This is a genomic window from Helicobacter pylori (assembly GCF_003637665.1).
GTDB classification, from domain to species: domain Bacteria; phylum Campylobacterota; class Campylobacteria; order Campylobacterales; family Helicobacteraceae; genus Helicobacter; species Helicobacter pylori_CK.
Genome location: NZ_MVWR01000002.1, coordinates 47,537 through 60,793, shown reverse-complemented (window position 1 = coordinate 60,793; position 13,257 = coordinate 47,537). Strand labels below are relative to the sequence as shown.

General features: G+C 40.6%; 11 protein-coding genes and 1 pseudogene. All 12 read right to left on the bottom strand.

What is annotated here, in order from left to right; translation table 11 throughout:
• Positions 1-97 precede the first annotated feature (97 nt).
• A pseudogene (locus EAL49_RS01865) lies at positions 98-567 on the bottom strand (hypothetical protein).
• A 203-nt stretch (positions 568-770) separates the two neighbouring features.
• The gene (locus tag EAL49_RS08230) at positions 771-923 is read right to left on the bottom strand and encodes a hypothetical protein (protein WP_162973079.1); all 153 of its coding nucleotides are present in this window, start codon (positions 921-923) and stop codon (positions 771-773) included.
• Between the two features lie 170 nt (positions 924-1,093).
• Positions 1,094-2,239: a transcriptional activator FlgR gene (gene flgR, locus EAL49_RS01860; protein WP_120828525.1), complete on the bottom strand. Its 1,146-nt coding sequence runs from the start codon at positions 2,237-2,239 to the stop codon at positions 1,094-1,096.
• Positions 2,236-2,709, bottom strand: a complete 474-nt coding sequence (locus EAL49_RS01855; protein ID WP_162973078.1) for a hypothetical protein — start codon at positions 2,707-2,709, stop codon at positions 2,236-2,238. The genes flgR and EAL49_RS01855 overlap by 4 nt, the downstream gene beginning before the upstream one ends.
• The gene (gene gyrA / locus EAL49_RS01850) at positions 2,709-5,192 is read right to left on the bottom strand and encodes a DNA topoisomerase (ATP-hydrolyzing) subunit A (protein ID WP_120828521.1); all 2,484 of its coding nucleotides are present in this window, start codon (positions 5,190-5,192) and stop codon (positions 2,709-2,711) included. The genes EAL49_RS01855 and gyrA overlap by 1 nt, the downstream gene beginning before the upstream one ends.
• 19 nt (positions 5,193-5,211) lie before the next feature.
• On the bottom strand, positions 5,212-5,598 hold the full coding sequence (locus EAL49_RS01845) for a diacylglycerol kinase (protein ID WP_120828519.1): 387 nt from the start codon (positions 5,596-5,598) through the stop codon (positions 5,212-5,214).
• On the bottom strand, positions 5,591-6,604 hold the full coding sequence (locus EAL49_RS01840) for a hypothetical protein (RefSeq protein WP_162973086.1): 1,014 nt from the start codon (positions 6,602-6,604) through the stop codon (positions 5,591-5,593). The genes EAL49_RS01845 and EAL49_RS01840 overlap by 8 nt, the downstream gene beginning before the upstream one ends.
• Before the next feature lie 24 nt (positions 6,605-6,628).
• A complete protein-coding gene (locus tag EAL49_RS01835) occupies positions 6,629-6,820 on the bottom strand; it encodes a hypothetical protein (protein WP_108382084.1) in 192 nt (63 codons plus the stop codon).
• Between the two features lie 200 nt (positions 6,821-7,020).
• Positions 7,021-7,521: an acetone carboxylase subunit gamma gene (locus tag EAL49_RS01830; RefSeq protein ID WP_162973077.1), complete on the bottom strand. Its 501-nt coding sequence runs from the start codon at positions 7,519-7,521 to the stop codon at positions 7,021-7,023.
• Between the two features lie 16 nt (positions 7,522-7,537).
• On the bottom strand, positions 7,538-9,835 hold the full coding sequence (locus tag EAL49_RS01825) for a hydantoinase B/oxoprolinase family protein (RefSeq protein WP_001285085.1): 2,298 nt from the start codon (positions 9,833-9,835) through the stop codon (positions 7,538-7,540).
• An 11-nt stretch (positions 9,836-9,846) separates the two neighbouring features.
• The gene (locus tag EAL49_RS01820; protein ID WP_120828513.1) at positions 9,847-11,988 is read right to left on the bottom strand and encodes a hydantoinase/oxoprolinase family protein; all 2,142 of its coding nucleotides are present in this window, start codon (positions 11,986-11,988) and stop codon (positions 9,847-9,849) included.
• A gap of 231 nt (positions 11,989-12,219) precedes the next feature.
• Positions 12,220-13,221, bottom strand: a complete 1,002-nt coding sequence (locus EAL49_RS01815) for a lipid A deacylase LpxR family protein (protein WP_000465192.1) — start codon at positions 13,219-13,221, stop codon at positions 12,220-12,222.
• Positions 13,222-13,257: the final 36 nt, after the last annotated feature.

The window sequence follows — 13,257 nt, the reverse complement described above, 5'->3', positions numbered from 1 at the left end:
CTGATTTTAGTCGCACGATAATTTGTGTAGCGTGGTCTTAGGGGTTAAAAAATGACTTTTAATTTAAAAAATAAGAAGATTAAGATCCAACAAGATTTTATTTATTATTGTTTTCCTTCCGCATGAGAATCGCCTGAATGGGATCTTTGCCGAGGAGGTTGCCAAACAAAGGCCCCCTCAACAACTCATAAAACACCCTGCTTGTTATTCTAACGGCTGTCTTCTTTGAGTCTTTAAGGTATTTGGGGAATTGCATTTTAACTTCTCTATCAATCATAGACCCCCACTTTTTATAGCGGAATTTGATCGCAAATTCCGTTCCTTGTATCCGCTCTATTTTGTAACTCCTAAACCCAACCCCCAAATACTTTCTCACCAACCACTCAATGTTGTAAGGCCCTTTGTCCAAAAAACGCCTGATATTTGCAGAATTGGTTTCATAATATAATATATTGTAGGCTCGCTATTTTCAAGCAAATCAGCAAGAGTGGTGTTGTTATTATCAATCATAGGGGGTGCATAAAACCCTAAACACTCATCAACCCCTAATTCCTTAACGATAAACAATCTGCAACTGATAAAATCACCATCCTTATCGTTAAGAACATCAATGATTTTATAAGAGCTGTCATACCCATAATAGATCGAGTTAGGTTTCTGTGGTTCTTTATTAGCCTTTAATTCATTAAATTCATCAAAAATACCCGCCATGAGATCACCATCATTTGCTAAAGCGATCTTGCTATTCAATCTAACAATTTTTTCCTGACTCAATTGAACAATAACTTCGTTATCTCTTTATCCGCTCCAACACCAATCACTCTATAACCAAATCTATCCACTCTTTTACTCAATTTGCTACACAACAAACCATGTAATTCCTTGTTTTTTAATTTCTTAACCATAAAATCATTCGCTAACATAAAAACTCCCCATTAATTGAACCCCAATCTTTAAACCCCTTTAAGCAAAAATCCCAAATTAAGCGTTTCTAATAAACGCTTTTTCTAATGACCCTATGAAATTATAGCGTGATCACTCAAACTTATTAAACTTATCTGGTTGCAGATGGTTTATAAAGAAGCCCTACAAACTACCTTTCCAAAAACAAATCTTTCTCTTGGATTTCTGATCCTTCGCTTAAAATCGCCGCTCTTTCCACGACGCCTAAAAGCTCTCGCACATTCCCATGCCAAGAGTATTCTAAAAGGCGTTTTGCGGCGTTTTTTGAAAAAGATTTTGACCCCAAATGATACGCATCGCACACTTCTTTAAGCTTGATTTCAGCAATGGGTAAAATCTCTTCTGTCCTCTCTCTTAAAGGCGCGATAGTTATAGGCACAATTTGCAAGCGGAAAAACAAATCTTCTCTAAATTCTTTTGAAGCGATTTTTTCTTTCATGTTAGCGTTGGTAGCGGAAATGAAACGAACATCAATTTTAACGCTCTTATTATCCCCAAGGCGCATGATCTCTTTTTCTTGAACCACTCTTAAAAGTTTGCTTTGCAATTGAAAGGGCATTTCAGCGATTTCATCTAAAAAGATCGTGCCTTTATTAGCACTCTCAAAAAGCCCCATTTTAGGCGCTGTGGCGTCCGTGAACGCCCCTTTTTGATACCCAAAAAGCTCGCTTTCTAATAAATGCTCTGGGATTGCGGACATGTTGATCGCAATAAAAGGGTGCTTGGAGCGCTGAGAATGCTGGTGGATGAAATGAGCAAAAACTTCCTTACCCACCCCGCTTTCGCCTAATAGCATGACATTAGCGTCCGTGCTTGCGACTTTTAAGGCCTGCCGTTTGCTCTCTTCTAACGCTTTTGAAGCGGCTAAAAAGCTGTGTTTGTGTGGTTTTTTTAAAGGTTTTTCTAAAGGGTGTTTTTTTTGAAATTCTAAAACTTTTTTAGTGCGATAGATGGATTCTAAAAGCAATTCTGGTTTAAAAGGCTTTTGGAAAAAGTCTTTCACGCCTAAACGAATGGAATCAATGGCTTTATTCAAGGTCGCGTTACCGGTAATCACAATGGATTCATACTTGCCTTCTAAAAGGCGTAAAAATTCTAAGCCGTCCATATGGGGCATGTTAATATCCGTGATGACTAAATCAAAGCTTTCATCAAGTTTCGCTAGCGCGTCTTTAGGGTTTTTAAAACTCACAATCTCTAAATCGTCCTGAAGCTCAAAAAAAAGCTCCAGACTTTTACGCATGTTAATATCATCTTCTACAATGGCGATTTTCATTCTTCTTCCTTTCTAAAAATATCTAAAAACAGCGCATCTCCCACTAAACTCGCTCTAACGCTTAAGGCTTTGAGGTTAAGAATGCTTGTGGTAGTGGTGCCGTTTTTATAGCTGTGATCATAATGCGTGATAGCGACTTGGCTTTTTAAAATGCAGTCAATGACTCGCTCTTTTTCTTTTTTTAACGCTATTTCTAAAAGGAAGCGTTCTAGTTTGGTTTGGAGCAAGGGGTTTTTCAAATCGGGTGGGTTGCGAGTGATGATGGAGCAACGATAGTCTAATACATAGGGGGCTGTTTTGATGCGGCTGACAATAGGCTTAGAGATGGAATACTCTTCGCCCATCACTCTAGAATCAACGATTTTCAAGCGGTACGAAATTAAAAATTCTTGATCTTCTAGGGGGTTTAGAGCATGCAAAGAAACCCCTAAAAAATACAATAAAAAATAAAAGAATGAAAAGAAACGCATCACTCAAATAATTGTGCAGGAGGGTTTTCTAAATTTTCTGGCTCTTCTTCTTTAGGGCAAGAATTGACATACATGACTTTATCGGCGGTGTTTATGAGTTTTACCCCACTGGCATTTCTTCCGGTTTCTCTAATGTCTTTAATGGAAACTCTGATCATTTTCGCGCTCGCAGTAAGGATCATTAAATCCAGGTTCTCATCATCCACGCTGATAACGCCCACCAAATTACCGGTTTTTTGAGTGAGCTTCATGCCAATAACCCCCTTACCTCCACGAGATTGCTCTCTATACGCTTCGGCTAAAGTTTGCTTGCCAAGCCCGTTCTCGCTCACGCTCAAAAGCTTGTTGCCATCACCGCTAATAACGACCGCGCCGACAACAAAATCGTTTTCATTCAGCTTAATCCCTCTAACCCCACGAGCATGTCTTCCCATTTCGCGCACATCTTCTAAAGGGAATTTAATGAAAATACCCAAATGCGATGCGATGAGCAAATGCTTAGCGTTGTTATCCACAACTTTTGCACCCACTAATTCATCGCCTTCATCTAAAACAATCGCTCTGATACCGCTATAACTCCTATTACCGCCAAATTCGCTCAAATTGGTGCGCTTCACCACGCCATTTTTCGTGAAGAAAGCTAAAGAGCGTTCATCGCTAAAGTCTTTAGTGCTTAGAGTCGCCATGATCTTTTCATCCGGAGCGAGCGAGATTAAATTCACAATGGCTTTACCCATAGCGATCCGGCTCGCTTCTGGGATTTTATAGACTTTCAAATGATACAATTGCCCCTTATTGGTGATAAAGAGCAAAATATCATGCGTGTTAGCCACAAAAAAGTTTTCAATGAAATCGTCTTCATAAGTGCTGCCTGAAAGCTTTCCCTTACCGCCACGATTTTGCTTTTCATAAGCTTTTAAATCCACTCTTTTCACATAGCCTTTATAGCTCATGCTCACCACCATAGGCTCATTAGCGATCAAATCTTCTGTGTCAATATTTTCATAAGATTCTTGAATTTCAGTGCGCCTTGGAGAAGAAAATTGCTCCTTGACTTCTAAAAGCTCTGTTTTGACGACTCCATTCAAGCGTTCTTCGCTCTTTAAAATGCCATTGAGATCATCAATAAGCTCTAATAAGTTTTGGTATTCTTCTTTGATCTTATCCCTTTCAAGGCCTGTTAAGCGTTGCAAACGCATTTCTAAAATGGCTTTGCTTTGGATTTCACTCAAAGTGAAACGCTCCATTAAGGCGTTTTTAGCCGTTTCTGGGCTTTGGCTTGTTTTAATGAGTTGCACGATTTCATCAATATTGTCTAGTGCGATCAAATAGCCCTCTAAAATATGCGCTCTAGCCTTAGCCTTTTCCAATTCAAAAATAGTGCGTCTTATAATAATGGTCTTTCTGTGGTTTAAGAAAAGGCGCAACAACTCTAAAAGCGTGAAAATCTTAGGCTCTTTATTATAAATGGCGAGTAGAATGATGCTAAAAGTGGTTTCCATGGTGGTGAGTTTGTAGAGGTGGTTTAAGACAATTTCACTCATCGCGTCTCTTTTTAATTCAATCACCACTCTAATGCCCTCTCTATCGCTCTCATCGCGCACTTCGCTAATGCCTTCAATTTGTTTTTCTCGCGCTAAATCGCTGATTTGTTCCACTAATTTGGCTTTATTGGTTTGAAAAGGCATTTCATCTAAAACGATGATTTCTTTATTTTTCGTCTTTTCCACATGCACTTTGGCCCGCACTTTCACGCGCCCTCGCCCCGTTTTATAGGCTTCAATAATACCCGCCTTGCCATAAATGATCCCACCAGTGGGAAAATCAGGCCCTTTGACAAATTCTAAAATTTCATCTAATTCAGCGTTAGGGTTTTCTAAGACATGCGCTAAAGCGTCTATGATTTCATCCATCCTGTGAGGGGGGATAGAAGTCGCCATCCCCACAGCGATCCCATTAGCCCCATTGACTAAAAGGTTAGGCAGACGGCTTGGTAAAATATCTGGCTCTTTTAAGGTGTCATCGTAATTAGGCACAAAATCAATGGTGTCTTTATCAATATCCCTTAAAATTTCTTCACTCGCCTTAGTCATTCTGGCTTCAGTGTAACGCATTGCTGCAGCGTTATCGCCATCAATAGAGCCAAAGTTGCCCTGCCCATCCACTAATTCCAAACGCATGGAAAAATCTTGCGCCATTCTCACTAGTGCATCATAAACCGCGTTATCGCCATGGGGGTGGTATTTACCAATCACATCACCCACGATCCTAGCGCTTTTTTTATAAGCGACTTTGGAAGTAAGGCCTAATTCATGCATCGCATACAAAATACGCCTATGCACAGGCTTTAAGCCATCTCTAGCGTCCGGTAAAGCGCGCCCTATGATCACGCTCATGGAATAAGCTAAATAGCTCTCTTCAATAGAAGAATCAATCCCCACTTCTACAATATTTTTTGTTTCATTGACTGAATTATCTTGCATGCGTCTCCCTAAAATTTAATTACTTCAAATAAAGCGTTAAAAGATAACGCCCCCAAATCAAAGCCCAAAAAATAAGCCCTATCAGTTGGGCTGCACTGGCCATGTCTTTAGCTTTTTTGGCTAATGGGTGGAACTCTGTGCCAGTAAAATCCACAGCCTTTTCAATAGAGCTATTGATTAGTTCAATGACCACCGATAAAAAGCAAGGTACAATCAATAGCCCCCATTCTAAAAAATCTTTGGCTAAATAGCTCGCTAGAACGATGCAAAAAAGAGCCAAAATGACAATTTGCCTGAACGCGCTCTCTTCAGCCCATGCGCATTTAAGCCCGTCTTTAGAATAAAAAAGGGCTTTAAAAAGGCGTTTAAACCCTTTAGCTTTGGGGGGGACTTTGAAATCACTCATGGCTTATTTGGTAAGATTGAAAGAAATTCACGCTAAGGCTTTCTAACAAAGCGTTAAAAGTCAGCTTGGCGTTGTCTTTAGCTTGGGCGTTAAGAACGATTTGGGATCGTTTGTCTTTAGCCATAGAAACAAAGGCTTGCAACAATCCTTTAAAATTTTGTTGGAGCGTTGCATCGTCTTTAAAATGGGATTGAAACAAGGCCATAAAATAGTTTTCTAAAGAAGCTAACGCGCTTTCATAAGAAACGCTAGGGGTTTGAGAACGCAAGCTAAAATAAGGGGAAAAAAAGCCCAAACTCTCTTTATTTTGGTAATAAAAGGCTTCTAAAAGGTTTTTAAGATGGCGCGCTTGGATAGAAACGCCCAACTTTGGCGCTAAAAAACGCAGTTTGTCTTGCAACTCTTCTATGGCTTTAGCGTCTTTAGAACTCAAGGTTTTAAAAATATTTTTAAGGGAGAGATTTTCTTGCGCCTCCATTAAACCCTCTTGAAAAAAAGTGTAAGCAAGGATATTCTCTGTATTAGTCAAATCGCATTTTAAATTATCGTTTAAGGTTTTTTCATCTAAAGCGTTGAATGTTAAAGAGCAATTCAAACGCGTGGGTTTCATTTTTTCTAATAAGATATTCAAGTCTTTTAGGGGGATTTGATGGATTTTTTGCTGAATATCTTGTTCTAAAATAGGGGATTTGATTTGAGAATGGACAGAAAGGATAAGAGAGCTTTTATCTAAAGAGTTGAGCTTAATACTCAAATTTTTAAAATCAACAATAGGGGAGTTTTGAGAATCTAAAAAACTGAGCTCTTTAGAAACGCATGCGATTTTAAAAAATCCTTCGCATTCAAAAGGAGCGCCTACAATCCCCATGCCCTTAATATGGGGGCGTTGATCCAAATAAGCGTTAAGATAAGCGGTTAAAGATTTTTTAACCGACATGCTGGTAAAGAAGATAAACACCCCTAAAAGCACGCAAATTAAAGCCCCAATAACCACCATCCAAGACATGAATTTTTTAGTCAAAAAAACCCTTTATTTGATTGAAAGTATAGTGATAGAACTCATAAAATGCGTTTTCTTATTTTGAGAAATACTGACAATATCTTGCAGTAATTTTTCACAATTTTCTTCTTCCCAAGTGTGGTTTCGCTGGTGTACAAGGACAGAAAATATCGTGTTTGTTAGGGCAAAAAAGTCGTTAGCAATGCCTTGTGTTACTTTCATAGCTTTCCTTTTAGGTGGATTAAGATTATACCGAGTATTAAATCAAAAAAAAAGAAAAAGAGCTTAAAATTTTGAAAAAGTCCTAATTTGTGGCTGAATTTGTTGGGATTGAAAGAATTTGCTTGAGTTGAATTAACCCAAGCTTTTTATAAGTGTGTCAAAGAGGCATAAAGCCTCTTCATAAAAAGGATTGAGCGATTTTAGCGTCTTTCTGGGGGTTGGATACCTAGCCAATCTTTATAAAACACCTCTATATCAGGCTCAAAATCATGGATCACAGGATACCAAGGAGTTGGGGCTTCAACATCTAAAAGGATGCCGCAATCCGGGCAAATATACTCCCGATACACTTGCCAGTGAGTGTCACTGGCTAAGAGTTTAGGATACACCTCTTCCATTTTTTCTGCTGTATCGCGCACATAGATGTTTGCATGCAGTTTCCAATTTTCCTCTGGAGCACAAAACGCATGACCGCATGAACACTTAATGACCCACTTCTTTTGAGAATCTTGCACCACAAACAAATGCGGCCCCAAAGGTAGGACGATTTTGTCATCAAAATCTACCTTATCTTGCAACACCTTCAAATACATTTGGAATCTTTCATGATCTTTAGGCATGCTAAGCATTTTTAAGACAGTGTTCCAATCCAATTTCCCCTCTACCAAATTTTTGATTTGTTCTTGTGTGTATTTTGACATAACCATTCTCCTTTCTTTATTTCTCATCAACCAACAAAACTGTGCGCACATCAGGCAATTTGCTCAAATCCATCCTGTATTTAGATCCATAGGTGAATACGCCAAGCTCATCTTCTTTCACGCTCCAGCTCTTTGGCAAGTTCCAAAATGTTTTAAAATCATTCAAAAACTTAGGCGAGAGATCAAAGCTAGTCGCATACATGTGCTTAACCTGTTTGGAAGCCTCTTTTTCAAGGATAGCGTTTCTTTCTTGCTCCATCCATTGTTTTACCGGTATGGATCTAGCCTTTCTGTTTTCAAGAATTTCTTTTCTTCTGGCCTTCGTTTTGGCTTCATCGCCGACCCACACGCCGTCTTTATTTTGACTCACCACTGCACCATAAACCTTGTAAGCGTATTCTGGCAATAGCTGTTTGCTATTTAGATCTTCTAAAATCGCATTCAAATCCCTTTCAATCGGATCGCCAAATCCAGGACCGCCTTTGATGTAATTCAAATACAAGTCGTAATTGTCAAAGCAATTCTCTGTGGTGATGCATTGCTTATCCCTTTTGACTTGAGACGCATGAGAAATGTGCTTTTCATAATCTCTATCCGTTGGGTTAAAATCGCCCCCCAAAGGCAAGCTGGCGTTATTTTTAATCCTGTTTTTTAAATCGGTGTTGTGCGCTTCAAACCTATAACCACTAGCCGCTGGATAGCCCCCCATCATACCCCAATCGCTATTCATATAGCCATTACCCATAAAAAACATGGTCCAATCATGCGCACCCCACACCATTCTTAAGGTTTCAAACCCGTTACCGCCTCGATATTTCCCATACCCACCGGTATTGGCTTTGACATTCCTGCCTAAATAAAGAAGAGGCTCTGCCATTTCCCAAATTTCAACATCGCCCATATCGCCTTCTGGATTCCAAATAGCCGCTGCGTGATTCAAGCCGTCTTTTATCGCGCAAGCTCCAGTCCCACAAGAACTCGTCTCAAAGCTATTCACCGCATGGATTTCTCCATCCTGGTTGATACCACCGCCTTGCAACCAATTGGAAGTGTTAGCGTTTCCAGAATTAACCTCTTCTAAATACCCTCGGCTGTAATACGCTTGAGACAAACCTCTCCACAAAGCACTCCAGCCTGATACCAAGAAATGCCATGCATAAGCATGCCCGGTGCGCCTGTCATCTGGATTCATCCAAGTCCCTTTTTTGAGTCTGAATTGAGTCGCAAAATAAGCGCCATCATTGATGCGAGAAGTGGGGATCAGCGTTTGAGTCATCATCACCCAAATACCGCTAGTGAAAGACACTTGGTTGCAATTGAAAGAGTGCCATCCCCACCTAGACGCGCCATCAAAATCCAATTTCCATGTAGCGTCTTTATTGATAGTGATTTCCACAGGAGAGTGCATGATTGTGTCTAGCTTAGCAAATTCAGAGCACACGCCAATATCCTTATGCGCATAAGGCACATCCACAAACGCTACCTTTCTATACTTGCCCGGTATGGTCATGGATTTGATCCTAGAGATAAGGCCTCTCCTCCCCTCTTCAATCACCTCATCAATAAATCGCATGTAAGAATCAATGCCGTCTTCTTTAATGACTTCCATCACTAAATCCCTAATCATATGGCATCCTGCAATCCTAGTCCTTTCATCCAAAATCCAATATTTAGGCGTTCTTACCGATCTTTGAGATTCATGCAACCAATCTTTAAAGCTCTCATCATTCGCCCCTGTTTTACGGCAAGTGATCATGTATCCATCCCCAAATCTTTGAACCTGTCCAGTGCTCATCGATCCTGGAGTAACCGAACCGGTATCAATCACATGCGTAACACCGCCTACCCACCCAATCAATTTTTCATCGTGGAAAATAGGCACAAGAGTCATAATATCGCATGGGTGCACATTCCCAATCGCGCAGTCGTTATTGGTGAAAATATCCTTGTCATTGATGCCTGGGTTGTCTTCCCAATTATTCTCTACCATGTATTTGATAGCCGATCCCATAGTGCCTACATGGATAATGATACCCGTAGAAGTCAGCACGCTATCGCCCACAGCGTTATAAAGCGTGAAGCACAATTCTCCCTCTTGCTCAACAATAGGGCTTGCCGCAATCCTTTTAGCCGTTTCTCTGGCATGCACGATACCGCCTCTTAATTTAGAGAACATCTTCTCATAACCGATCGGATCTCTTTCTTTAAACTCTAGTTTTTTGAGACCATTGTAATGCCCTGTTTTTTCTGTCCTGGCTAGGATTTCATCTCTAGCTTGTTTTAAAGTTTTGCCGTTTTTCAATAAATTTGCCATTTTGAACTCCTTTATTTAATTTCTTTCAAGTGGAACAATCGGTGTTTGTCTAGTCTTGTCGCAAAGCCTTTGGGTATCACGAAAGTGGTCGCATCTGATTCCACGATCGCAGGCCCTATGACTTCATTTCCAAGCAGTAATTTTTCCATTTGCCACACATCTGCATCCACCCACTTTTTATGCCGATAGAATTTTCTAACGCCTATTTTGGCTTCTTTTGGGGGCGTAGCGCCATGCTCTTTTTCAACCGGAATCACAGGTTTTTGCGTAGCCACAACACCACGCATGATCACGCCGGTCACGCTAAAACCAAGCTCTGGAGAACACGCTGATTCAGAATAAACGCGAGCGTAGGTTTTTTCATATTCTTTGACAATTTCTTCCCAATCAGCCACGCTTACAGCTTTTGATACAGGAGAAGTGATCTCTAAGTCATTCAATTGCCCCATATACTGCATCCTATATCCAGGTCTTAAGATCACATCTTTTTCAGAGAATCCATTGATCTTGAACTCTTCAATCACTTTAAGGGTCAATTCATCCCATGCGTCTTGAATGATCTTGCATGCTTCTGTTTTGGACTTGTCTGAAGAATACTGCGGAATAGCAATATCCACGCTCTTGTCGTATCTGTATTCAAAATCAGCACAAGCACAACCAAAAGCGCTAAATCCAGCCGCCCACGCAGGCACTACCACATCCTTAAACCCTAAACCTTCTGTATAACCATAGGTATGCACAGGCCCCGCGCCACCATACGAAAAGCACACAAAATCAGACGGGCTATACCCTTTAGCGCTAATGTTGGATCGCAAGTATTCTTTAAGATCCAAATCAAGCAGCTCAATCACACCCGCAGCCGCATCTTCTACGCTAATGCCTAGCGGATCAGCGATTTGCTCTTTAATGTGTTTTTTAGCCCTATCCACATCTAATTTGATCAAACCGCCTAAGAAATTATCCGGGTTCAAATAGCCTAAAACAATGTGGCAATCGGTTACTGAAACCGTGTCTAAACCGCTGTCTTTCCAACAAGTGCCAACTCTATACCCTGCGCTGTCAGGCCCTAGTTTAACCGATTGGCTGTGCGGATCAATGCGCACAAAACTCCCCGCACCCGCACCAACGGAATCCATAGCCACAAGCGGTAGAGATAAAACAAGGCGTGCCATATCAGGGTCAGAAGCGATGTTGAAATTGCTCTTAACGATAAGCGCCATATCAAAGCTCGTGCCGCCAATATCGCTGCATGCAATATTGTCATAACCAAGCGTTTCGCCTAGCAATTTAGATCCGATCACGCCTCCAATAGGGCCGCTCACAATAGTCCTAGCGAGCTCTTTAGCCTTCCAGCTAATGGTGCCTCCATGCGTTGCCATCACACGAAGATCGAATTTAGCGCCATGCTCTTTGAAGCGGTTACTGACTTTAGAGAGAGTTTGCCTGCTTGGCTCAGCCGCATAAGCTTCTAAGATGGTGGTGTTCATTCTGTGGCTTTCTTTTCTTTGAGGGTAGCAATCCACAGAAGCGAATACAGGAATATTTTTACCCAATTTTTCAATCTCTTTTAACGCTATATCTCTAACGATCCGCTCGCTTTCAGCGTTCTTATGAGATTGCAACAAGCAAATCACAATGGCCTTTGCACCTGCTTCTAAAAGCTCCTTAACAGCGATTTTAACCTCTTCTTGGCGCACTGGGATAACCACTTGCCCCTTGACATCGGTTCTTTCTGTAACGCCTCTAATCCTTTTTAAAGGAATCAGCGGATCATCATACTTGTGCGTGTTGATATGCAACCTTTCTTCTAGCGCATACCCCAAGTAGGATTGCAACGCCCTGCCCATAGAATGCATTTGCTCAAAACCCTTATTGCAAATCAGGCCCACTTCCATCCCACGCCTTTGGACGACCCGATTGAGCATCGCCGTGCCTGAATACACGCAAGTGACCAACTCTGGATAAACCTTACTCACATCCGATTGCCAGTGCGATAAAGCGTCTTGCGAGCTATTATAAATAGCTAAGCTCTCATCTTCTGGGTTGCTTTGGGCTTTACCGACTACGAAACTGCCATTTTCTTTCACAAAAAATGTGTCCGTCATGGTGCCACCGGCATCAATACCCATCACCTGAACTCTTGCGTCTTTCATTTAGACTCCTTTGAATTAAAGTGTTGCTCAAGGCAACCTATTAGAAGTATAAGGCTGATTTTTAAATGGAAATCATTTATTTCAAAGTTGTTTGTAATAAGGGAAAATTTGGTGTAATAAAGTGAAAAGTAGTAACAAATTCATTTAAAACGCTACTGATATTCATCTTAAATTACCCAAAAATATCATATAAATATCACATAGGAAGAAAAACATTAAACTGATATTAAATCAAAAGGCGAAATTCAATTCTAATGTGCCGATTTGATGGTGCTTAGGCTGGGATTGAAAGGTTTTACTAATATCAGTGATCGTAAAAGCCACCCTGAGGCTACGCCACATCATAGCCGCTCCTATTTCACTGGCATAAACAAAGTATTCCAAATTAGCAATGCCCCTAGTTTCAGGGCTATTGCCTTGAATGAAGATGTTAAGGGGTTGGAAGCGCCCAAAAGCCCCTACAAAAAAATAGATGGAAAACTTATCGCTATAAGGCATGCCTCCATCAAAAGCGGTATTGACCTTATTGACACCATAATCAGCGTCCAGGTTATACCCAGCCCTAAAGAGCGATCCTAGTTGGAAATAATCCCTCGCATTACCCAATTCCACATTAAACCCAGGCATTAACTCCATAGAAAAAAAACGAGTCTTTAAAAGGGGGACTTTTTTGAGCAACTGGTAGTGCAATTCAAAGATAAATTCGTTTTTGAGCTGCGTGTTCCAGCCATAAAATTGGGGGTCATGGCCCCATTTATGAATGAGACGCTGCGTTTGAGCGGCCAAAGAATCTTGCCCTGTCGTACCTAAAGAAAGCGTGAATAGCTCCATGAAAGTTTGATGGCGGTTATACACATTCAAATTCACCCGTAAATACCCCCCATAAGGGTGGTTGTCATGCAAATGCACCAGTTTTCTGTTTTTAAGTGAGGGGGTATACATGTCTTGGGCGAGAGAAATGCCAAAACGAGTAACCCTAGGGCTTTTATTGAAAAAACCTAAATACGAAGTCCATTTCATCGCTTTATTTTTAGAAAAATCAAACTCTTTAGTAGAAAAGCCTATTTGATTACCTGCGGTATAATACTCATCAATGTAAGGATTGATATAACCATCATTTTCAGTCATCAAATTGATAGAATAGCGTTTAGAGGGCGTTAATGGGGTAGGAATATCCTCTTTTGCCCATGCAAACATTCCTAATAATAAACATAAAATAAATTTGAAAAACAAAACACTTCCTTAGGTTATTATGGGGTTGGTTATTGT

What these genes read in the sequence shown, in the direction of transcription:
- EAL49_RS01820 (WP_120828513.1), bottom strand. Translation starts at nt 11,988, where the DNA reads ATGAAAGACGCAAGAGTTCAGGTGATGGGTATTGATGCCGGTGGCACC.
- EAL49_RS01825 (WP_001285085.1), bottom strand. Translation starts at nt 9,835, where the DNA reads ATGGCAAATTTATTGAAAAACGGCAAAACTTTAAAACAAGCTAGAGAT.
- EAL49_RS01845 (WP_120828519.1), bottom strand. Translation starts at nt 5,598, where the DNA reads ATGAGTGATTTCAAAGTCCCCCCCAAAGCTAAAGGGTTTAAACGCCTT.
- EAL49_RS01840 (WP_162973086.1), bottom strand. Translation starts at nt 6,604, where the DNA reads ATGTCTTGGATGGTGGTTATTGGGGCTTTAATTTGCGTGCTTTTAGGG.
- EAL49_RS01830 (WP_162973077.1), bottom strand. Translation starts at nt 7,521, where the DNA reads ATGTCAAAATACACACAAGAACAAATCAAAAATTTGGTAGAGGGGAAA.
- gyrA (WP_120828521.1), bottom strand. Translation starts at nt 5,192, where the DNA reads ATGCAAGATAATTCAGTCAATGAAACAAAAAATATTGTAGAAGTGGGG.
- EAL49_RS08230 (WP_162973079.1), bottom strand. Translation starts at nt 923, where the DNA reads ATGTTAGCGAATGATTTTATGGTTAAGAAATTAAAAAACAAGGAATTA.
- EAL49_RS01835 (WP_108382084.1), bottom strand. Translation starts at nt 6,820, where the DNA reads ATGAAAGTAACACAAGGCATTGCTAACGACTTTTTTGCCCTAACAAAC.
- flgR (WP_120828525.1), bottom strand. Translation starts at nt 2,239, where the DNA reads ATGAAAATCGCCATTGTAGAAGATGATATTAACATGCGTAAAAGTCTG.
- EAL49_RS01855 (WP_162973078.1), bottom strand. Translation starts at nt 2,709, where the DNA reads ATGCGTTTCTTTTCATTCTTTTATTTTTTATTGTATTTTTTAGGGGTT.